The following is a 22,190-nucleotide window of genomic DNA, read 5'->3' on the forward strand; positions in this document are numbered from 1 at the left end:
CCTCAAACAAAGAAGGCCTGCGCAATGCAGGCCTTTTGATTGGGATTGACGCGGGGGCGAACAATAGAAGCAGTCAGTTCAATGATCAAACTCGTTTATCAATCTGATCATCTCTGCGTGCTGGGCATCCGTCATGACCGATATGTTATCCATATCGTAGGCATCACCATCCTCGGATACTGGATCCACGTGATAGAGTTCGAATTGTACCAATGGGCCGACCGCTCCAAGCGATGGGCCGTTACCCCCTCTCATGGCTGCAAGGTCGAAATCCGAGAACTGTGCTTTCAGTCCTTCATCCTGTGACACCTCGATCCAGAACGCCCTTCTGAATTCGCTGAACTTGCTGAACACTCGCCCACGTAATCGCTGAGCAACACTTGCAGGAATTGCGGCGTCGCGCTCCAGAGGTTCGCGTTGCAGCCAGTCATCTGTCACATCTTCACCAACTCCCGATGCAACACCAGGGAAGTCCCGGCAGTCCTTGATAGCCACATAAACCGGCTCAAGGCATGATTCTCGTGGGAATACGATAACGTAGTCTTCAAAATTAAAGTCTCCCGTGGATACTACTTTCTCCACAATCGGAGTTTGATAGGCATGGATCGACCTGAGGCGAGGTGGAACGATTGTAGGGTCCAGGATAGCGGCTTGCGGATCGTCGACAGATCCGGCCTTGCGCCAGACCAACGTCGTAGCGCCCTGTCCCGATGTTGTAAAACAATAACCTCTTCTTTCGGAGCACCAGCTCGCTGCCCGCACCCTCACGGCGCTTAGTGAGTTTGCATTGGTGCATGCAGCATAAACAGTACAAAAATGGTTGAGCTTGCGAGTACCGATAGCAGTATTGAATTCGCTTTTTGATGTATCGCCAAATCCGATCCGCACGGGAACATTGACTTGGGCATTGGCTGCCGCAATGGCCTGCAATTCTTCCGTATCGATTTGTACCAGTTCGACCAATGGCGCACTGACGCCGAAACGTTCTCTGTTCCCCAACACGCTATGGAACTGAAGCAAAGTGGCAGAATGCACCTGCTCTTCATCCACCTTGGTTTCGTCGATCCAGTTGAATTCAGCGATGACTGACCTCAGGCTCTGCTGAAAGCTGGAATTATGCGCCGCGAAAAAGTGAGACGCTTCGTCATCGGCGCTCAACAGACAGGGTCGCTGGGCGATATTGCTCGGCATTGCCGTCAGCGTGGAAGTGACCTTTCCTGGCCCCCAATCGTTAAGGGCCATTCGACGCATCAGGTGCTCATCAGCGGCCACGAGATAGTCGGCTATTTTCTGCTGCACGATGACTTGCCGACTCTTCAACGCGGACAATTGCGACGTGAATTGCGTTTTCAGGGCTTGCGCATCTTGAAGCACAAGCGCTTGGGTTCCTGCGTCATACAACGCGCTGGACAGGTTTAACTTGGCGGGCTGATGAAACATGTCAATGCGGATTTCCAGTTGCGCAAAGTCATGGATCTGACGGATGGCTTGCAATTCCATACGTAACAATTGATCAACGTGATCGGGTAAGGCCGTCGCCGTCATCTCGGATGAGAGCAACGGCTCACTGTTGACTGGCAAGGACCCAACCTGCGCAACCCTTTGCTCAAAGTCATCCAACGCAAGATTAGCCGATTGAAGAAGTCTTCCAGCCTCTGCAGCCAGCGCCTGGCCTTGCTCCATTTGCTGCCTTGAACGCGCAAGTTTCGCGGCAGGGGTGAAGCCGGACGGTATCGACTGCCTGGGCGCTACCGAGGATACCGTCTGACGTACACCGCCGTCTGGCTTTGGCCCCGGTTTCCCGTTCGCAGCACACCAGTCAGCGACGATGCTCAACACCATGCTCGGTACATAAACCTTAATCCTCTTCATCCGCGCAGGATGAAAGATCGAGTCAATCGCATCGGGACACTCCACAATCTTATCGAAGTGCTCAATCAGGCGGTCGTGATCCTGCTTGTTGACATCGACAGCGGCGATTCGGCGAACGAGTTCAAGAAACTCCCGCTCCGTGTAGTCTTGAAGCCTTGGTTTTAATTCCATTTATCTGTCTCCTTGAAATGTCTAACTTGGCTCCTCATTAGTTCGAGAAGCCAAGGCAAGGGTTTCAGTCGTGAGGTCTACTGGTCAGGCTGAAACTCAAACTACTAACGGTCAAATCTTCGTCATAGAGAAAGCTCATTTTTATACGCTCATCAGTCTTGCGATAAAAATAGGAATCCCTACCACCGTTCAAACCGACGGGGAGAGGCAATCGATAGGGTTTCTTGGCCTCCATCGGTGTACCGAAAACTTTTCTCACGTCGCTTTGTGTCAAAATTGACGAGAACGGATGAGGCAGCGCCCCGTCATATTATGGTGCCCAAGAACCCTTTTCTTTTAACTGGATATGGAACGCTTCATATCTAGACGTTTCCGACCAAAAATCCAAAGATATTCCCTTTTCAAGAATCACCAAACTGCTCAGACTATCTGGAAATATCTCCTCCAGCGGGCAATCGACGACGACCTGTTCGGCAATTAGCTCTTTATAGGTCTTACCCAAAGCCTGAATTAATAACTCGAACCTAATATCCATCATTGGTACCACCCTTGCAGTCTATTTATTTCATGCAATTTGGCCGTTGCACTAATCGCGGATGAGAGCAACGGCTCACTGTTGAATGGCTAGGACTCAACCTGTGCGACCCATTGCTCAAAATTTTCCAATACAAGGCCAGCCCATTGAGGAAGTCTCCCTTCCTCTTCGGCCAACGCCCGGTCTTGTTTCAGTTGCTCCCGTGAATGCGCAAGCCGCCCCGATATTTCTTAGTCGCGACCGGTGTCGGCGAGGCTGAAACCAAGTACCCTAACGCTAAGATTCGCATCGTACTCAAAGTGCATTTGTATACGACGATCCGGAAAATCATAAAAATACACATCCAAGCCCCCCGTCATGCCTATAGGAAGCGGCATTTTAAAAGGCCCTTTTGTCTCCACAGGGGTACCAAATCTCACCCTCACCTCAGCCTTATTCGTCACTGATGCAAAAAGATCGGGAAGCTCACCATCATAATTAGGAAGCTCAGAATCCCCCCCGCGCAATCTAATGTGAAGCGCCTCATAACGAGATGTCTCTGACCAAAACTTTAATGACACACCTTGATCAAGCACCACATACTGGGTAAGACTGCCCGGATACATATCTTTCAACGGGCAATTTACTATTACCTTTTCCGAGTCCAACTCTTTATAGGTTCGCCCCAAACATTTAATTAACAAATCGAATTTAAAACCATTCATCAGTACCACCCCTGCGCTGTATTTAATTCATGCAAAGCAGCCCTAGCATTTTTTACATCAGCATCGGTGAACCCATACTCCAACAATCCAGACTTGATCGCATCAAAATTACTCTCCACTGCCGCACGAAGATCCTCGGCATCTTTAATTTGTTTACTTATGGTGTTTCTGCCACCATAAGTCTCACTATATTTACGATGAATTTCAGCTGGAATAGCAATGCTCGGTGCTTTGCGCAAAACGTCGTTCAAGTATTCTGCTTCAATTTTATCATTTTGCGCGCTCAAGTAACGTTCCAGCGCCTTGCGCGAAACAATATGATCAATATCCAGTCCATCCAGCCGACTTCGCCCATTGAGATCATTATAAGGTCCTACCTCCAACGGCTCGACCGGTGGTCCGGCTAGCTGCATGCCTGAAGACGGCAGGTCTTCATCGGCCGGAAAGCCGGCGCCCTGCGCTGATGTCCCCTCTTCGTCCGTGGAAGGAAAAGTTTCCTTCCCGGGCAACTCTGGAAGCTCGGAATCTCCTGGATATATCCCCGGCTCTGGCGGGCTGATCGGTAATCCATCTGAACCGAGAGAATCAATACCTGGGGGAACGAGGGGCGTCCATGTCCATTTGGATGATGTGTCCGAAGACGCGACAGTGGCCAACTGTTGTGACCAGCTCGGCCGACCGCTGGACGGGCGGGTGCCTTTCTGTGACGAAGGCGGTACGACTCTCAGGTTGTCGAAATTGAAAGGATCTGATTGCCCGCGCTCGACATCGACGTACCTAAGCTCTATTTCCCGCTTGTCGCCCATCCATTGCGAGCGCGGGACGACCGGGGCCATGCCGTTGGCGATGCGGTTGCGGTTGGCGTCGCTCAAGGGGCTAAGAAACAAGTCCTCGGCGGCGACATTGCTCCAGAAGGCTGCCTCGAAGGACTGCAGATCCGTAAATTCTCGCCAGCGCAACTTTTCAGCGACTTGCGCAGGGAAAGTCGCCCCTTGTGGCTGTTGCGCGAGTGCCCACCAATCTGCGGGTGCCAGCTCTACCTCACCATTGGCGACGCCACTGCCCGGGGAGCGGGGCGAGAAAGACAGATACAGGGGCTCAAATCCGGGGACACAGACAATGCAATCGTCGATCAACAACTCAAGACCGGAACTGCGCACCTGAGCATCTTGCACGGTTGGAACTGCCAAACCGGACGCAAGATCCGGAACCACTTGCGGCGCACTCGTCGCTAGAGCTTGAGCTTGAGCTTGAGCTTGAGCGACAAAGATCAGATGCTTCTGCTCGTGCCCGGTAGAGGTGAATGTGTAGGTTCCGGTAACAGGATCAAGCGCTGCCTCTCTTACAGGAATCTGGGCTGCGATACCCGCCCCCGTGGTTGCAGCATGCACTGCAACCCCTGCAACGGTGTTTTCCAGCTTCAGTCTGACTGGCACCTCAACGACACCTGAGGATTGGGCCACCTTGCGTAAATCCGTCTCCACCACTCCTATTGCAGAGGCCGGCACGGCGATGCCTTTGAAACGATTGCGCTGCGCCGGGGTAAGCTCGCCGTTACCCAGAGGTTGGGCATACAACATAGCTGTCGCGAAGAGGCCGACAGACTGCCCTGCACCGATGGCTGCAATCCGGCCCACTTCACCAATAGCAGCGGCAACCGCCCTGCTGACGCCGGCTGCAACACCATCGACAGCGACCAATGTCCCCGCCCGCGTCAGCACCGCGCCCTGAGTGGTAGCTGGCACCATCGCAATCGAGAGCGTGTTTGCATTCACTCTCTGTTGCTTGCGTTTGTCCTGATCCGTTCGGGTCTTGAAACGAATGTGTTCATCCCGTGCTTGCCTGTAAGCACGTTGCTGTTCTCGAATCTTTTGTATTTCCTGCCACTGAACCAACTGCTCGGCGTGGTGGACGCTCATGGACGCAGATCGCTCACTCAGCATCTGAATCTTCTGAGAGAGCAGGATGTTCGATTGTGCCGCCTGATACGCCCGCTCCCAGAGAGCGTGTGCTTCGCGAGCAGCCTGAGCGCTGAACCCACTGCTGTCTCTGACTCGCTGCACATATTGATCGGTGGTTAGCGCCAAGGGATCGGCGCCATTGAATGCAGCCGCATCTATCGAGCCTGCGTGCAACTGATCGCGCAACTGGCTTATCAGTCCATCCAGATCTCGCTTTCTCTTTCTTGTTATGTAGATGTGCCAGGGCTCATTATCGTTGACGACATAATCAAAATGGGGCGTGCGACTGGCTTCGATTTCCCGCTCCAGTTGCAACAACATATTCGTACTTTTCGTAACAAAGTCGCTATCCAGTATTTTCTTCGTTCTGATATATGCGTCAGAAAGTTCAGAAATCAGTTGCTCGTGAACGGCTAAGACACGCTGAAACTCCGCTTCAGAGCGCGCTTGCGCTTCTCTTTGAGCCTGTTCGGCGGCAATTGCCGCCGCTTGCACTGCGGCCGCGTCCTGCGCACGCCGTGCCTCCTCAGCACGGGCACGTGCAGCTTTGGCGCGTTTTTTTGCCCGTTTTTTGCTGGAGCCGCCGAAGCCGCCACTGAAACCTCCACCTCCCGAGCCGAAACCAAAACTCCAACTGCTGCCTCGAGTGCCGGATCCGCCACCATCGCGACCGGTGTGTGAGGTGTGGTTAACATCACTGATCTCAATGGGGGGAAGTGTGATATGTCCAGGTCGATCGTTTGTGCTCATACAGTTTCTCCTTGTCTGTATGGCGCAAACTTTGATGGCAGCGAACTCAATCGGTGCGGTATATATATACTACATTCATGACTTCATATTTCAGCACCAAACTTTTATAAACCGGTTAAGACTCTAAATACTAATTAACTTCTAAGGAGCAAAATTCAAGTACTCGACCGCGATCAAATTCCGGATCAAAGCTGGAAAAAGCGGACACACAACGAAATACGGCCGTATTTAGTGCGGCCGTAAACAATTCTACACGGGGCAACCCCAGAACCTGCGCGCCGCCGCTGGTCAAGCGTCGGCGACAGCGTCACTTCTTGCGCAACAACACCCGGGTCACCCGCCGTTCTTGCACTTCGATCACTTCCAAACGCCAACCTTCCCACTGCACCTCGTCCCCCACGATCGGCAAACGGTCCAACAGGCTCATGATCAATCCGGCCGGCGTCTGATATTCCTCGGTAGGACGTGCCTTGAAGCCGGTGCGTTCGCGCAGGTGAGTCAGGTTCATGGCGGCGTTCACCAACACGCCCTCGCCCTCCTCGACCAGACCTGGCCCCTCGGCCTCGGTCGCGTCCGGCAACTCGCCCGCAATCGACTCCAGAATGTCGGTCATGGTCAGGATGCCGACAAAGTCGCCGAACTCGTTGACCACGAATGCAATGTGAGTCGATTGCGCACGCATCTGATCCAGCGCGTTGAGGACCGAAAAACTGTCGAGCACGCTGAGGGCCTGGCGCGCCGCGTGTTCCAGGTTCGGCACTTCTTCGGCGAGCAACGCGTTAAGCAGTTCCTTTTTGTGCACGAAGCCGAGAGGTTCTTCGACGCGCCCCTCACGAATCAGCGGTAGGCGCGAGTAGGAGGACGCCATCAGGCGTTGACGGATGGTCGCTTCGTCATCCGACAGATCGATCACGTCAACATCGTTGCGGGCGGTCATGGCGCTGCGGACCGGCTTTTGCGCCAGCTGCAACACGCCGCTGATCATCACCCGCTCACGCCGGTCGAACACGGCTTCGTCGGCATCGCCATCACCGTCCAGCATGTCGGCGATGTCCTCCCCCACGTCCTCGGCAGCGGGTTTGCGGCCGCCCAACAGCCTCAGCACGGCGTGGGCCATGCGCTGGCGGCGCGGCAAGTTGCCTTTCAGGCTGCGTTTGCGACGCGAGCGCGCGACCTGGTTGAACACCTCGATAAGGATCGAGAAGCCAATCGCCGCGTACAGGTAGCCTTTCGGGATATGAAACCCAAGGCCGTCGGCGGTCAGGCTGAAGCCGATCATCATCAGGAAGCCCAGGCACAGCATGATCACCGTCGGGTGTGCGTTGACGAAGGCCGTCAGCGGCTTGCTGGCAATGATCATGATGCCGATGGAGAACACCACCGCGATCATCATCACCGACAACTCATCCACCATGCCGACCGCCGTGATCACCGCGTCCAGGGAGAAGACGGCGTCGAGCACGACGATCTGCGCGACGATGGGCCAGAACAGTGCGTACGTCGTGCTGCCCGAATGCTGAGCGACATGGCCTTCCAGTCGTTCGTGCAGTTCCATGGTCGCCTTGAACAGCAGGAACACCCCGCCGAACAGCATGATCAGGTCGCGGCCGGAGAAGCTTTTGCCGAACACGTCGAGCAGCGGCTCGATGAGCGTCACCATCCACGAAATACTCGCCAGCAGCCCCAGGCGCATGATCAACGCCAGGGACAACCCCAACACCCGCGCCTTGTCACGCTGCTCGGGGGGCAATTTGTCGGCCAGGATGGCAATGAACACGAGATTGTCGATGCCCAATACCAGTTCAAGGACGATCAGGGTCAACAGGCCCAGCCAGGCCGTGGGGTCCGCAAGCCATTCCATGGGTCAGTGGTTCCTTTTCAGCGGCTGAGCGCCGGACACGACGACACCCGGCGTCACCGTGAGGGAGCCGAGACAAATGAAGGTCTTTGAAAACACGCGCCGGTCGACGCAGAGAAACATGTGACGAAGATCCGGGTTCAGGGAACGGGATCGGCAACTGGGAGGTTCCAGTGAGAGTGACATGGGTGTCCTGAAATCAATACGGGAGGCGATCCTACATCGCTCGCTGAATTGTCTTACAGGATAGAACTGTTACAAATGTTTTGGATGGTGTTGCGTGGGCAACAGCTCATACACGGTTTCAACCTGCGATCAGATTGACATCGGCTGGTCACCGTCGACCTGTGGGAGCGAATTCATTCGCGAAACGTTGATACAGCCGATACACCCGTATTGGATGTACCGGCCTATCGCGAATAAATTCGCTCCTACAGATGGGTGTCCGGCGAGGGCTTGCAGGTGCCTACAACGCCTTCTGCCAAAACAGCGCCTTGCCCATCTTCGGATCGAGCTGATAGTCCGAGAAACCCAGCTTGCGGTAAGCACCCTGGGCGACTTCATTGCCTTCCAGCACTTCCAGCGTCATTTTGCAGCAACCGCGCTGGCGGGCGATTTCCTCGACCTTGGCCAGCATCTTCTGGCTGATGCCCAGACCACGGGCGGACGCGATGACCACCACATCGTGAATGTTCACCAGCGGACGGCAGGCGAAGGTGGAAAACCCCTCGAAGCAGTTGACCAGCCCAACCGGCTCGCCGGAGATGAACGCCAACACGCTGAACGCGTGAGGACGCTTGGCCAGTTCGAGCGCCAACTGTCCACGAGCGTCCTGAGACAGCGACTCGCCGCCGCCCATGGCGTCTTCGGCGTATTGATTGATCAGGAAACCGATGGCTTCTGCGTGGACCGGATTGGTATAGCTGGCTTGCAGGACCAGAACCTCAGGGGCTTGCATTGACTTCCTCTACAACTCAGGGGGGAACAGACAGAAGACCGAAGGCCCCTCTGCCGCGTGGGTTGGATTCTACCGTGCAGCGCACCAAAAATTCCCGATACAAAAGTAGGATTTTTCTCAATTACGCACGAGATTCGGGCTGTGTTGCACCGAGAAATGGCGACAACAAAAACTTCATGAAGCGCCGGTCGCTAAAAATCACCGCGCGGCTATGCTTCCCAAGCCGCTGCAGAGGGATTGTCGAACAATCCGACCAGCGGTCGTCGATACTGTTCAGGAGGAAAATGTGCGCCAGAACGGCGCATTCCGCGGTCAGGGAATTTCTGTAGCGAGGTGAATTTTTTCCTACAAATAGCTGCCATCCCGCAGGCCAGACATTTCCCGGAAAAAAAGTCGAAACTTCTACAAATGCCCTGGGTCAGCTGATTAGAGCGCCTATGCTACCGGATGAAGCCCAAACAGAGGCCGCTTTCACCCTGTCCTTACTTATGCAGTCGGTAAATGGGTATCGATTTTGCGTAGGTCTTGTGTGCCTGGCCATAGGACATGGCCTTTTACAACTCAAGTGCTGTACCAACACTGCGTATCGAATGGGAGAAAACGATGATTAGTGCCGCTGTCAAAACCCAGAAGGGAGAGAGTTTTAATCAGCCGGCCAGCGAGCTGACCCATCTGCCGGTCTTCGCAACGACGAGCGCACCTGTGCTGCAACTGCCCCCTGTACAACCCGGGATCTCCATGGCGAACAGGAAAAAGATCCTGTTCGTGACGTCGGAAATGGCCGACTTGGTGAAAACCGGCGGTCTGGGCGATGTGTCTGCTGCACTGCCGCGCGCCATGCGCCACCTTCACGATGTACGCGTGCTGATTCCCGGCTATCCACAGGTCATCAATAGCGGTAACCCGATTCACATCATCAGCGAACTCAGCGGGCACGCCGCGCTCCCGCCTTGCAAGATCGGCCGGATGGACATGAAAGACGGTCTGGTCATTTATGTATTGATTTGCCCGGAGCTGTACGAGCGCGAAGGCACGCCTTATGGCGACAATCACGGGCGCGACTGGTCCGACAACCACATTCGCTTTGCCCGTCTGGGCATGGCCGCTGCCGACTTCGCCGCGGGCGCGGTGAAGACCCAGTGGTGCCCGGAACTGGTCCACGCCCACGACTGGCCTGCGGGTCTGGCACCGGCGTATATGAAGTGGCGCGGCCAGACCACGCCGAGCATTTTCACGATTCACAACCTCGCGTATCAGGGTTTCGTCAGCGTGGCGTCGAGCCGCGAGCTGGGCATTCCCGATTCCGCGCTGGGTCCGGACGGCATGGAATTTTACGGCCAGTTGTCTTTCATCAAGGCGGGCATGGCGTATTCAAGCCACATCACCACCGTGAGCGCGACCTACGCCAAGGAAATCACCACCCCGGATTTCGGTTGCGGTCTGGAAGGCTTCCTGCAAAGCAAGGCCAATCGCGGCCAGCTCAGTGGGATTCCCAACGGCATCGATGAAAGCTGGGATGCGGCCACCGATGAACACTTGATCTGCCGCTTCGCCCCGAACGAATGGACGCGCAAGGAGATCAATGCCGACTACGTCCGCGAGCTGTTCGAGCTTGAGCCGTCCACGGGCCCACTCTTCGCTGTGGTCTCGCGTCTCGTGTATCAGAAGGGTCTGGACCTGACCATCGGCGTGGCCGAATACATCGTCAACAACGGTGGACAGATCGCGATCATTGGTCGCGGCGAACCGGATGAAGAAGACGCGATGCGCGCCCTCGCTGCCCGCTTCCCGGGCCAGGTCAGCGTCCGGGTCGGCTTCAATGAAACCGACGCTCGTCGCATGTTCGCGGGCAGCGACTTCCTGCTGATGCCGTCGCGCTATGAGCCGTGCGGTCTGAGCCAGATGTACGCGCAGCGCTTCGGTTCGTTGCCGGTGGCACGTCGTACCGGCGGCCTGGCAGACACCATCGAGGACGGATGCACCGGTTTCCTGTTCGACGAATCCACGGTGGAAAGCTACACCGAAGCGCTCACCCGCGCCTTCAACGTCTTCGCCAGCCCTACATTGCTTAACGCGATGCGCTGCCGTGCGATGGCTGCGCCGTTCGACTGGCACAAAGCGGTCGAGCCTTACGCCGACCTCTATCAGGAGTTGTTGAAGAAAAACGTGGGCGCTGCACTGCATTACTGATCGATGAATTGAAAAAAGGGGTAACGGATGCCTTCGCGCACGGATGAGAACTGGCGCCACGGCGCCGTCCTGCTAGATCCCGAACACACTCGGTTTGCCCTTTGGGCTCCGGATGCCTATTACGTCAGCGTCGAGATCGAGGATGGGCCGTCACTGGCCCTGCTGCCTCAAGAGGACGGTTGGTTCGTCCTCGAAGCTCGATGCCCGGCGGGCACGCGCTATCGCTACACCATCGACGAAGACCTTCATGTGCCTGACCCGGCCTCCCGGGCTCAGGTCAGCGAGGTGCATGGTTACAGCCAAGTGGTGGACCAGAATGCCTACCGCTGGCAGCACGATGCCTGGCGCGGACGGCCCTGGCACGAAGCCGTCATTTATGAACTGCATGTTGGCGCACTCGGCGGCTTCGCGGGCGTCGAACAACGCTTGCAGCATCTGGCCGACACCGGCGTCACCGCCGTCGAGCTGATGCCCATCGCGCAGTTTCCCGGCAATCGTAACTGGGGCTATGACGGCGTGTTGCCCTACGCACCCCAGTCGTCCTATGGCACACCGGAACAACTCAAGCACTTGATCGACACGGCCCACGGTCTGGGTCTGGCCGTGATTCTGGACGTGGTCTACAACCACTTCGGTCCGGATGGCAACTATCTGGGTGCGTACGCCAAGCATTTTTTCCGCAGCGACAAGAAGACCCCGTGGGGCGACGCCATCGATTTCCGGCGCCGCGAAGTCCGGGACTTCTTTATCGACAACACGCTGATGTGGCTGCAGGACTACCGCTTCGACGGCCTGCGCTTCGACGCGGTGCATGCCATCGAAGACCCGACCTTCCTCAAGGAACTGGCCGAACGGGTGCGTCAGGCAACCGCGCCTGACCGTCACGTGTGGCTGATGCTGGAAAACGAATACAACGAAGCCCATCGCATGGATCAGGGCTACGACGCACAGTGGAACGACGACGGCCACAACACTTTGCACGTGTTGCTGACCGGCGAAACCGACGCGTACTACACCGACTTCGCCGAACAGCCAACCCACAAGCTGGCACGCCTGCTGGGCGAAGGCTTCGTCTATCAGGGCGAGTCCACCCGTCACGGCCACGCCCGGGGCGAACCGAGCGCGCATTTGTCGCCGACTTCGTTCGTGTTGTTCCTGCAGAACCACGACCAGATCGGCAACCGTGCGCTGGGCGAGCGCCTCGTTCAGTTGAGCCCGCCTCACGCGCTGCGAGCGGCCACGGCGCTGTTGCTGTTGTCGCCGATGATCCCGCTGATGTTCATGGGCGATGAATGGGGCGCGAGTGAGCCGTTCCTGTTCTTCACCGACTTCCACGACGAATTGGCCGACGCCGTGCGCGAAGGTCGCCGGGGGGAGTTCGCGGACTTCGCGGCGTTCGCCGACCCGGCCAAGCGTGAGCAGATCCCTGATCCGAATGCGCTGAAGACCTTCGAGGCCTCGCGCCCGGCTTTCGACGCCTTGCTGCTGGAAACCGACAAGGGCCAGGATCACCGCAGCTGGCTGGCGTTGTACCGCGAGCTGTTGGCGATTCGTCGCGAGCACATCGTGCCTCGGCTGGAGGGCGCCAAAGCCCTGGGTGCAGACGTGCTCGCCGACAAGGCCGTCAGCGCACGCTGGGAGATGGGCGACGGACAGGTCTTGCGCATCGACCTGAACCTGAGCGAGCACGCGGTGCAGGTCGACGAACACAGTGTGCAGCACGTGCTGCATGAGTCCCACCCAAAATCGGCAGAACTTTCCTCGCGCGGCACCCTCAATCCCTACACGGCCATTGTCAGCCTGATATCGAGTGACGTTGGAGGAACAGGATGAGCAATGAGCAACTGGAAATGCTGGCAGCCGAAGCCGGGCTGTCAGTCGATTGGAAGGACGCCAACGCACGCCCGCAGCGCGTCAGCCCCGAGGTCCTGCGCAAGGTCCTCGACGGGCTGGGTTACCCCGCCGAGAACGACGAACACATCGCTGCCAGCCTCGAACGCTTGCAGGATCAAAGCCTCTCCACCACCCCGCCACCGCTGTTGACCGTCGACCACGGCAGCAATCTTGACCTCTCGGCGTGGTTCAAGCCCGAAACGCCGTTCGTGCTGGAGCTGGAAGACGGATCGCGTCTGGACGCCAGGCTCACCGCCAAGGCCGAACTGCCCGCGCTGGCCACAGTGGGTTATCAGCAGCTGGCGATTGCAGGGCAACACTTGACGATCGCCGTCGCGCCAAAAACTGCCTACACCCTGGCCATGGCGGCGGACGTCAGCGTCCCTCGCACCTGGGGCCTGACCTTGCAGCTGTATTACTTGCGCCGGGAAGGCGATGGCGGCTTCGGCGACACCCAGGCGCTTGAAACCTTCGCCCGCTCGGCCGGTGAGCGCGGCGCCGCAGCCATCGCCATCAGCCCGGTGCACGCGATGTTCTCTAACGACAGCGAGCGTTTCAGTCCGTACTCGCCGTCCAGCCGCCTGTTTCTCAACGCACTGTATGCCGCGCCGGGCACGATTCTGGGCGAGCGTGCCGTGCGCGCAGCTTTGGAAGAAACAGGGCTGGCGGATGAGTTCAAGCGCCTGGAAGACTTGCCACTGATCGACTGGCCCGCCGCAGCGGCGGCCAAATGGAAACTGTACCGAGCGCTGTACGCAGCGTTCATCGCCAGCGACCACCCGCTGCATCAGGACTTCAACAGCTTCCGCCACGCGGGTGGCGAAGCGCTGGAAAACCACTGCCGCTTCGAGGCTCTGCGCGACCAGTGCGACGTGCTTGGCATCAGCGGCAATTGGCACGAATGGCCGGACGACTACAAGCATCCACGGAGCAAAGCCATCGATGTGTTTGCCGCCGATCATGGCGAGCAGATCGGCTTTCACGCCTTCGCCCAATGGTTGATCGCCCGGGGCCTCGAACGGGCCCAGACCGCCGCACGGGGTAGTGGCATGAGCGTCGGCCTGATCGGCGACCTGGCCGTAGGCGCCGACGGTGCGGGCAGCCAGGCGTGGAGCCGTCAGGATGAATTGCTGTCGTCGCTGACCGTCGGCGCGCCGCCGGACATCCTTAACCGAGCGGGTCAAAGCTGGGGCATCTCCGCGTTCTCGCCCACCGGCCTGAAACGCAACGGTTTCCGCGCCTTCATCGAAATGCTGCGCGCCAACTTCGCCCACGCCGGTGGCCTGCGCATCGACCACGTCATGGGGCTGCAACGCCTGTGGGTCGTGCCCGAAGGCTCTCCGCCCAGTGAAGGTGCCTACCTGAATTATCCGATCGACGACATGCTGCGCCTGTTGTGCCTGGAATCGTGGCGCCACAAGGCCGTGGTCCTCGGCGAAGACTTGGGCACCGTGCCTGATGGCCTGCACGAAAAACTCTCGACCCGCGGCATTCTCGGCATGCGCGTGCTGTTGTTCGAACAGGACAACGCGCACTTCAAGCCCATCATCAAATGGTCCGACGACGCCCTGGCCACCACCAGCACCCACGACCTGCCGACGCTGACCGGTTGGCTCAGTGAGCTGGACATCGAGTGGAACAAGACCCTGGGCCATATCGACGACGAGGCCGAGCGCCGCTGGCGGGGTGAGCGCGAGCGTGAACGCGAAGGACTGCGTGCCGCATTGAAGCTTAACTATGAGCACGCCCCGCTCGGCAATGAGAGCGACGTGATCGATGGCAGCGTGCGCTACTTGGGCCATACACGCGCTCCACTGGTGTTGCTGCCCATCGAAGACGCTTTGGGTATCGAAGAGCAGGCCAACTTTCCGGGTACTATCGACAGCCACCCTAACTGGCGTCGGCGCTTGCCCGGCGATACCGCCTCATTGCTGGACAACGCCAACGCGGCGCGTCGTCTGGAAATCCTTGCCGCAGCACGTCAACAGGCCGCGGAGCGCGATCAATGAATCACCCAGTCAACTCACCCATCAAATCACTGCGCGCGACCCAGCGACTGCAATTTCACAAAGACTTCACCCTCGATGACGCGACCGCACTGGTCCCCTACTTCGCCGAACTGGGGATCAGCCACGTTTACGCCTCCCCTCTGCTCAAGGCCCGCGCCGGTTCGATGCACGGCTACGATGTGGTCGACCCTCGCGTCATCAACCCTGAACTGGGTGGCGAACCGGCGCTACGTCGTTTGGTGGCCGAGCTGCGCAAGCATGGCATGGGGCTGATTCTCGACATCGTCTCCAACCACATGGCCGTTGGTGGCGCCGATAACCCTTGGTGGCTGGACCTGATCGAATGGGGCCAACGCAGCCCCTACGCCAAGTTCTTCGACATTCAGTGGAATTCCCCCGACCCGCTGCTCAAGGGCCAATTGCTGCTGCCCTTCCTCAGCACCGATTACGGCACCGTGCTGCAAAACGGCGACGTGCCGCTGCTGTTCGATGCCGAGCACGGCAGCTTCCGTGTCGAGCACTATCAGCATCACTTCCCGATCAATCCGGGCACCTACGCGCCGCTGCTGAAGGCGGCCAAACGCCCTGAACTGGACGCCCTGGCCAGCCGCTTCTCTGCACTGGATGAAAGTCCCGACGCCTACGACCTGGCCGTGGCTGCCAAGGCCGAACTGACCAAGTGTGTGAAGGACAACCCCGACCTGATTGACGCCATCGAACACGGCCTGAAGCAGTTCGACGGCAAGGACCCGGAAGGTTTCAAACGGCTTCATCAGTTGCTGGAACGCCAGGACTATCGCCTCGCCAGTTGGCGTACGGCGGGAGACGACATCAATTGGCGGCGTTTCTTCGACATCAACGAGCTGGGCGGCCTCAAGGTCGAGCGCTCGCAGGTGTTCGAGGCCACACACGGCAAGATCTTCCAGCTGATCGCAGAGGGGCTGGTGGACGGCCTGCGCATCGACCACATCGATGGCCTGGCCGACCCTCGGGGTTACTGCCGCAAGCTGCACCGTCGCGTCGAAAGCCTGCTCAGCCAACGTCCGGCGGGCACCGAGCTGAGCCATGTGCCGATCTTCGTCGAGAAGATTCTCGGTTCCGACGAGCAGGTGCGTAAAGACTGGAACGTCGACGGCACCACCGGTTATGAATTCATGAACCAGGTGTCGCTGCTTCAACATGATCCGAAGGGCGAAGAAGTCCTTGGCGAGCTGTGGAGCCGCATCAGCGGCCGCACCGCGGACTTCAATCAGGAAGTGCTCGAAGCGCGGGACCTGGTGCTGCACGGCACCCTGGCGGGCGATTTCGAGAACCTGGCACAAGCGCTGTTACAGGTGGCCCGCAGCGACGTGATGAGTCGCGACCTGACCCTCAACGCCATCCGCCGTGCGCTACTGGCGCTGGTGGGCAACTTCCCGGTTTACCGCACCTACATCACCGCGTGCGGACGCTCGGCCGAGGACGAGCGGTATTTCCAGCAAGCCATGACCGGTGCGCGTGAAATGCTCAACGAGGGCGACTGGCCGGTGCTGGATTATCTGGCCCGCTGGCTGGGTGGTGAGAGCCTGCGGGATTACCCGAGCGGGCCGTTGCGTGAGATGCGCCGCAAGGCCTGCAATCGCTTCCAGCAACTGACTTCGCCGGTGGCTGCAAAGTCGGTGGAAGACACCTCGTTCTACCGTTCGGCCGTGCTCTTGTCGCGTAACGACGTGGGTTTCCATCCGCAACATTTCAGTGCACCGCCCGAGGCGTTTCATGAGGTGTGCATCACTCGCGGTGCAAGCTTTCCGGACAACCTCTTGACCACTGCGACCCATGATCACAAGCGCGGCGAAGACACCCGGACTCGTCTGGCGGTGCTCAGCGAAGTGGCGCCTTGGTATGCCGAACAGGTGGAGCGCTGGCAGCAGTTATCGACACCGCTGAAACAGGGTGATCAGGCGATCAGCCCCGGCGACGAGCTCATGCTTTATCAAGCGATTCTGGGCAGCTGGCCGCTGAACATGGAGGGTGAAGACGCCTTCGAGGACTACGCCAAACGCCTCACGCAATGGCAGGAAAAAGCCCTGCGCGAAGCCAAGTTGCAGAGCAGTTGGAGCGCGCCGAACGAGCCCTATGAGAGCGCCTGCCGCGAGTTTCTCCAGCAGTTGCTGCTGAGCCCGGACACCGTCGCCTTGCGTCAGTCCATCGGTGCCACCGCCAACCGCATCGCCCCCGCCGGCGCCTTGAACAGTCTGGCGCAAACTTTGCTGCGCATGACCGTGCCCGGTGTTCCTGATCTGTATCAGGGCACTGAATTCTGGGACTTCAGCCTGGTGGACCCGGACAACCGTCGTCCGGTGGATTACCCCGCTCGCCAACGCGCGCTGAGTGACTTCACGACGCTCGCCGAGCTGCTTGCCCAGTGGCAGGACGGTCGCATCAAACAGGCGTTGATCGCGCAGGTGCTCAGGTTGCGCAATCTCTATCCGACACTGTTCAGTGAGGGCCGCTATCAACCGTTGGAAGTGGTCGGCGAACATGCCGCACACGTCCTTGCATTTGCCCGGGAAAAGGAGGATTTGCGGGCTATCGTTGTGATACCACGTTTGCCGGCTGAACTATTGGGCACTGCGCAAACTCCATTCATCAATGCAGCACATTGGGGCGATACACGAATCCTCCTGCCGTTCGCTGATTCAAATCCAAATTGGAAGGGACTTTTCGCGCAAGCTACAGTCACAGACAACAAGGAATTGTCGCTCAGCGCAGCGCTCAAGGAATTTTCCGTCAATCTGCTTATTCAAACCTTGTAATACCCGGGAGTGTCGAGATGAGTGCCGACGAAAAACGAATCAAAGAGCTCGCCCATCAGATCTGGGAATCTGAAGGCAAGCCTCACGGAAAGGACGCCGTTCATTGGGAACAGGCCCGCAAGCTGGCGGACGCCGAAGCCAAGGCGCCTAAAAAAGCGGCTGCCCCCAAGGCAGCGGCCAAACCCAAGGCTGAACCCAAGGCCGCCGCAGCCAAACCTGCTGCAAAGCCTGCCGCCAAGCCTGCTGCGAAAGCCGCTGAAAAACCGGTGGCCAAGCCTGCGCCTAAACCGGCGGCCAAGGCCCCAGCCAAACCGAAAGCCGCTGCGGCTGACGGCGCGTCAGCTGCGAAGCCCGCTGCCAAGCCTGCCGCAAAACCAGCGGCCAAGAAGACACCCGCGGCTGCCAAGCCACCCGCGCCATGAGTCTTCGGGTATACCGAAGACTGGTCGCGTAGCAAACCTCGACCGCAGGGATCGCCTGAAAACGATGTTCCCCCTGCGGTAACCCCTTTGCCTGTTTTCACCAATGGCGCAGTCCCAGCCTGCGACAAAGGCTTTGTTCGCCTTCAGGAAATCATTCGAACGTCAGGAATCCCCATGAGCAAGCAAGAAAACACCACCGCCCCCAAGAATGAATCCAGCAAGGCCGACAGCCCGGAAGTCACCGCGTCGCGCATCCGCGAAGGCCTGCCCTTCCCGCTCGGTGCGAACTGGGACGGCCTGGGGGTTAACTTCGCGATCTTTTCCGCCAACGCGACAAAGGTCGAGCTGTGCCTGTTCGACTCCACCGGCGAGACCGAACTGGAACGTATCGAACTCCCCGAATACACCGACGAAATCTTCCACGGCTACCTGCCCGACGCCCACCCCGGGCTGGTCTACGGCTACCGCGTGTACGGCCCGTACGACCCGAAAAACGGTCACCGTTTCAACCACAACAAACTGCTGATCGACCCCTACGCCAAGCAACTGGTCGGCGAGCTGAAATGGTCCGAAGCGCTGTTCGGCTACACCATCGGCCACCCCGATGACGACCTGAGTTTCGACGAGCGCGACAGCGCGCCCTTCGTGCCGAAGTGCAAGGTCATCGACCCCGCTTACACCTGGGGCCGCGATCAGCGGGTGAACGTGCCGTGGGAGAAAACCATTTTCTACGAAACCCACACTCGGGGTTTCACCATGCGTCACCCGTCCGTTCCCGATGAGCTGAAGGGCACGTTCTCAGGCCTCATGGTCGATGACGTGATCCAGCACATCAAAGGGCTGGGCGTGACCTCGATCGAGCTGCTGCCGATCCACGCCTTCGTCAACGACCAGCACCTGCTGCAAAAAGGCATGACCAACTATTGGGGCTACAACACCATCGCGTTCTTTGCCCCTGATCCGCGTTTCCTGGCCCACGGCAAGATCGCCGAGTTCAAGGAAATGGTCGCGCACATGCACCACGCCGGTCTGGAAGTGATTCTGGACGTGGTCTACAACCACACCGCCGAAGGCAACGAGCGCGGCCCGACCCTGTCTATGCGTGGCATCGACAACGCGTCGTACTACCGCCTGATGCCCGATGACAAACGTTTCTACATCAACGATTCCGGTACCGGCAACACACTGGACCTGAGCCACCCGTGCGTGCTGCAAATGGTCACCGACTCCCTGCGCTACTGGGCCAGCGAGATGCACGTCGACGGTTTCCGTTTCGACCTCGCGACCATTCTCGGTCGTTACCACGATGGGTTCGAAGAGCGTCACAGTTTCCTCGTCGCCTGCCGTCAGGACCCGGTGCTGCGTCAGGTCAAACTCATCGCAGAACCTTGGGACTGCGGCCCTGGTGGCTATCAGGTCGGGCATTTCGCACCGGGCTGGGCTGAATGGAACGACAAGTTCCGCGACACCGTGCGCGCGTTCTGGAAAGGCGACGAAGGCCAACTGGCCGACCTCGCCAGCCGTCTGACCGCGTCGGGCAACATGTTTAATCAGCGCGGTCGTCGGCCGTATGCGTCGGTCAACTTCGTCACCGCCCACGACGGCTTCACGCTGCACGACCTGGTGTCGTACAACGACAAGCACAACGAAGACAACGACGAAAATAACCAGGACGGCAGCAACGACAACCGCTCCTGGAACCACGGCGTGGAAGGGCCAACCGAAGATCCGGAAATCAACGCGCTGCGTCTGCGGCAGATGCGCAATTTCTTCGCGACCCTGCTGTTCTCCCAAGGCACGCCGATGATCGTGGCGGGCGACGAGTTTGCACGCACCCAGCACGGCAACAACAACGCCTATTGCCAGGACAGCGAGATCGGCTGGGTCAACTGGGATTGGGACGAAGACGGCAAGGCGCTGCATGCGTTCGTGCAACGTTTGATCAAGCTGCGTTTGAAATACCCGATCCTGCGCCGTGGCCGTTTCCTGGTCGGCGAATACAACGAGGAGTTGGGTGTCAAGGACGTGACCTGGCTGTCGCCAAGCGGCGAGGAGATGACCACCGAGCAATGGCATGACGCCAATGGTCGTTGCCTGGGCATGCTCATCGACGGCCGTGCGCAGGAGACCGGGATTCGCCGTCGCGGTGGCGATGCGACCATGTTGCTGGTGGTCAACTCGCACCACGAAGGCGTCAACTTCACCCTGCCAGAAGTGCCGGAAGGCCTGAACTGGGTCAGCCTGGTCGACACCAACCAGCCGGACATCAAGGGCAAGGAGCACTTCGAATTCGGCAACGAATACACCGTGACCCCGCGCTCGTTGCTGCTGTTTGAGCTGCACAAGGAAGAGCAGGCGTAAACCGCTGCACAATCGCCGTTGGGATCAACCCTTGATCTCGACGGCGCCTATTTTCCTGTAGGAGCGAATTCATTCGCGAGACATTGGAACAGCCAACCAAACGGCGTCGATTGTTCGAACGCTTCGCGAATGAATTCGCTCCTACAGGTTCATCAGCATTCCCGGCAGTCCTTCTCTGCCCGCCCTTCACATCAACGCCGACAACCTCACGTCCGCCGCCAGCACCCTGTGCAACTGCCCGTTCGCGGCAAAGATCGGCACTGACACGGTGATGCAAAACGCGTCCGTGGCCGAAGAGCGGTAGACCGGTGTGATGTAACTGGTCAACTGATCCGCGACCTCCTTGAACCAAGGCCTCTGCGCCCAATTGCGCCCCTTGCAGCTTGGCGCCTTGTCGTCGGTGTCCAGCCCGATGTTTTCGGTGATCTGATTGCCGTTGCGGTCGACCATGTAAAACAATTCAAACCGCGAATCCCGGCGCAGGGTGTCGAGCATGAAACGCTCGGCCATCTGCAGATCGCCGTGCATCGCCGCTTCGCTGCCGAGGCTTTCGACGCTCGCCTGAATTGCCTTGTGCATCTGCAACCGAAACCCGCCCAACCCGTTCAACAGATGATCGCCGCTGTTGCGCACGGCGTCGCTGTGGGTCAGGACCTGTCCGGCGTTGCCCAACAGCTCCGAGGCGACCCCGGCGATGTTCTGCACGTCGCGGTTGATCGCATGCACCGCGATGCCGATGTGCTCCGTGCCTGAGGCGATGTGGCCGACCCGTTGATCCAGCTGATCCATCGCTGATTGGGTGCTGAGCAAGTCCTCACCCATGCGGGTCATGCTCGCACGGCCCTCGGCCACGGCCGCGTGCATGATGCTGCCCGCGGCGCCGAGCTGATCCATGTCCGCCCGAAAACGCTCGATGATCTGACTCACCCGCGTCGTGGATTCAGTGGTGTGCCCGGCGAGCCGTCGCACCTCATCGGCCACCACCGCGAAGCCCCGGCCATGCTCCCCGGCGCGAGCGGCTTCGATGGCAGCGTTGAGCGCCAGCAGGTTGGTTTGCTGAGAGATGCTGGCGATGACGCCGAGGACCTGGCTGACCTCCTCCAACTGGCCGAACAACTGACCGATCACCGCCTCCAGTTTCTGCTCGCTGGAGCCGATGGCCTCGACTTGCCCAAGCACCTGTTCGCCGGTCTGCTGGCATTGGCGCAGGGTCAACGTCACCTCGCTGGACAGCCTGGCCACCTGCGCGGCGCCGGGCACCAACTCGGTGTCCAGCGACGTGCTGACCTGCTCACTGGCGCTGGCAATCAGTTCCGAAGCCTGAGCCAATCGCTGCCCGCTCTGCTCGGTGACGCGGGCGATGCGCGCCAACTCAGGGGCGTGGGCCGCGATGTCCACCGAGGCGGCGAGGCTCTCGGCCAGGCGCTGGTGCAGGGTCTGGCTGAAGCCGTTGAGACGCGCATTGAACGGCGAAGGCCCGGACAGCTGCACCGTCAGGTCCAGATCGTCGAACAACAGGTTGAGGGCATCGTCGTCTTGAGCCCGGTGTTTGTTGGCGCGCAATGAAAACATTCGGCATCTCCGTCCGTGTGTGCGGAAGATGCTGCAAGCACAGTGCCATCAGAGCTGAGCCGGAGCGCCCCGCCATGACAGAGAGAAAGGGTCAGCGCACGCACCAAATCGGGGGATTCAGGACGCGGGCTGACCCTTT

At 58.8% G+C, this 22,190-nt stretch carries 12 protein-coding genes and 2 pseudogenes; 6 read left to right on the forward strand and 8 right to left on the reverse strand.

Annotated features, from left to right (window positions below; all coding sequences use genetic code 11):
- Window positions 1-78 precede the first annotated feature (78 nt).
- From ACWKWE_RS05465 to ACWKWE_RS05490, 6 genes are all read right to left on the reverse strand, one after another.
- Window positions 79-2,043 (reverse strand): S-type pyocin domain-containing protein, encoded by a 1,965-nt coding sequence (locus ACWKWE_RS05465; RefSeq protein WP_483849899.1) that lies wholly within the window; start codon window positions 2,041-2,043, stop codon window positions 79-81.
- A gap of 310 nt (window positions 2,044-2,353) precedes the next feature.
- Window positions 2,354-2,581 (reverse strand): hypothetical protein, encoded by a 228-nt coding sequence (locus tag ACWKWE_RS05470; RefSeq protein WP_483849900.1) that lies wholly within the window; start codon window positions 2,579-2,581, stop codon window positions 2,354-2,356.
- Between the two features lie 227 nt (window positions 2,582-2,808).
- Window positions 2,809-3,282 (reverse strand): DUF6392 family protein, encoded by a 474-nt coding sequence (locus ACWKWE_RS05475; RefSeq protein WP_483849901.1) that lies wholly within the window; start codon window positions 3,280-3,282, stop codon window positions 2,809-2,811.
- The gene (locus tag ACWKWE_RS05480; RefSeq protein WP_483849902.1) at window positions 3,282-5,993 is read right to left on the reverse strand and encodes an S-type pyocin domain-containing protein; all 2,712 of its coding nucleotides are present in this window, start codon (window positions 5,991-5,993) and stop codon (window positions 3,282-3,284) included. Before ACWKWE_RS05480 ends, ACWKWE_RS05475 begins: the two co-directional genes overlap by 1 nt.
- A gap of 307 nt (window positions 5,994-6,300) precedes the next feature.
- Window positions 6,301-7,854: a TerC family protein gene (locus ACWKWE_RS05485; RefSeq protein WP_483849903.1), complete on the reverse strand. Its 1,554-nt coding sequence runs from the start codon at window positions 7,852-7,854 to the stop codon at window positions 6,301-6,303.
- Between the two features lie 463 nt (window positions 7,855-8,317).
- The gene (locus ACWKWE_RS05490; protein WP_166597712.1) at window positions 8,318-8,809 is read right to left on the reverse strand and encodes a GNAT family N-acetyltransferase; all 492 of its coding nucleotides are present in this window, start codon (window positions 8,807-8,809) and stop codon (window positions 8,318-8,320) included.
- A 603-nt stretch (window positions 8,810-9,412) separates the two neighbouring features.
- Here ACWKWE_RS05490 and glgA point away from each other — a divergent pair.
- The 6 genes and pseudogenes from glgA (at window position 9,413) to glgX (ending at window position 20,479) form a co-directional block, all read left to right on the forward strand.
- Window positions 9,413-10,999, forward strand: a complete 1,587-nt coding sequence (glgA, locus tag ACWKWE_RS05495; RefSeq protein ID WP_483849904.1) for a glycogen synthase GlgA — start codon at window positions 9,413-9,415, stop codon at window positions 10,997-10,999.
- Window positions 11,000-11,026: 27 nt separating this feature from the next.
- Window positions 11,027-12,839 (forward strand): annotated as a pseudogene (gene treZ / locus ACWKWE_RS05500) (malto-oligosyltrehalose trehalohydrolase).
- The gene (gene malQ, locus ACWKWE_RS05505) at window positions 12,829-14,901 is read left to right on the forward strand and encodes a 4-alpha-glucanotransferase (RefSeq protein ID WP_483849905.1); all 2,073 of its coding nucleotides are present in this window, start codon (window positions 12,829-12,831) and stop codon (window positions 14,899-14,901) included. Before treZ ends, malQ begins: the two are co-directional and overlap by 11 nt.
- Complete coding sequence (locus tag ACWKWE_RS05510; RefSeq protein WP_483849906.1) at window positions 14,898-17,696, forward strand: malto-oligosyltrehalose synthase; 2,799 nt, start codon at window positions 14,898-14,900, stop codon at window positions 17,694-17,696. Before malQ ends, ACWKWE_RS05510 begins: the two co-directional genes overlap by 4 nt.
- 17 nt (window positions 17,697-17,713) lie before the next feature.
- Window positions 17,714-18,118, forward strand: coding sequence for a DUF2934 domain-containing protein (locus ACWKWE_RS05515; RefSeq protein WP_483849907.1), 405 nt, complete (start codon window positions 17,714-17,716; stop codon window positions 18,116-18,118).
- A 174-nt stretch (window positions 18,119-18,292) separates the two neighbouring features.
- Window positions 18,293-20,479 (forward strand): glycogen debranching protein GlgX, encoded by a 2,187-nt coding sequence (gene glgX, locus ACWKWE_RS05520; RefSeq protein WP_166597706.1) that lies wholly within the window; start codon window positions 18,293-18,295, stop codon window positions 20,477-20,479.
- A 186-nt stretch (window positions 20,480-20,665) separates the two neighbouring features.
- Here the strand turns inward: glgX and ACWKWE_RS05525 are convergent, their stop codons facing one another.
- Both ACWKWE_RS05525 and ACWKWE_RS05530 read right to left on the reverse strand, forming a co-directional pair.
- The gene (locus ACWKWE_RS05525; RefSeq protein WP_483849991.1) at window positions 20,666-21,058 is read right to left on the reverse strand and encodes a PDC sensor domain-containing protein; all 393 of its coding nucleotides are present in this window, start codon (window positions 21,056-21,058) and stop codon (window positions 20,666-20,668) included.
- A 165-nt stretch (window positions 21,059-21,223) separates the two neighbouring features.
- Window positions 21,224-22,051, reverse strand: a pseudogene (locus tag ACWKWE_RS05530) (methyl-accepting chemotaxis protein); the annotation flags it as partial.
- Window positions 22,052-22,190 lie beyond the last annotated feature (139 nt).

It is taken from the genome of Pseudomonas salicis, assembly GCF_057128705.1.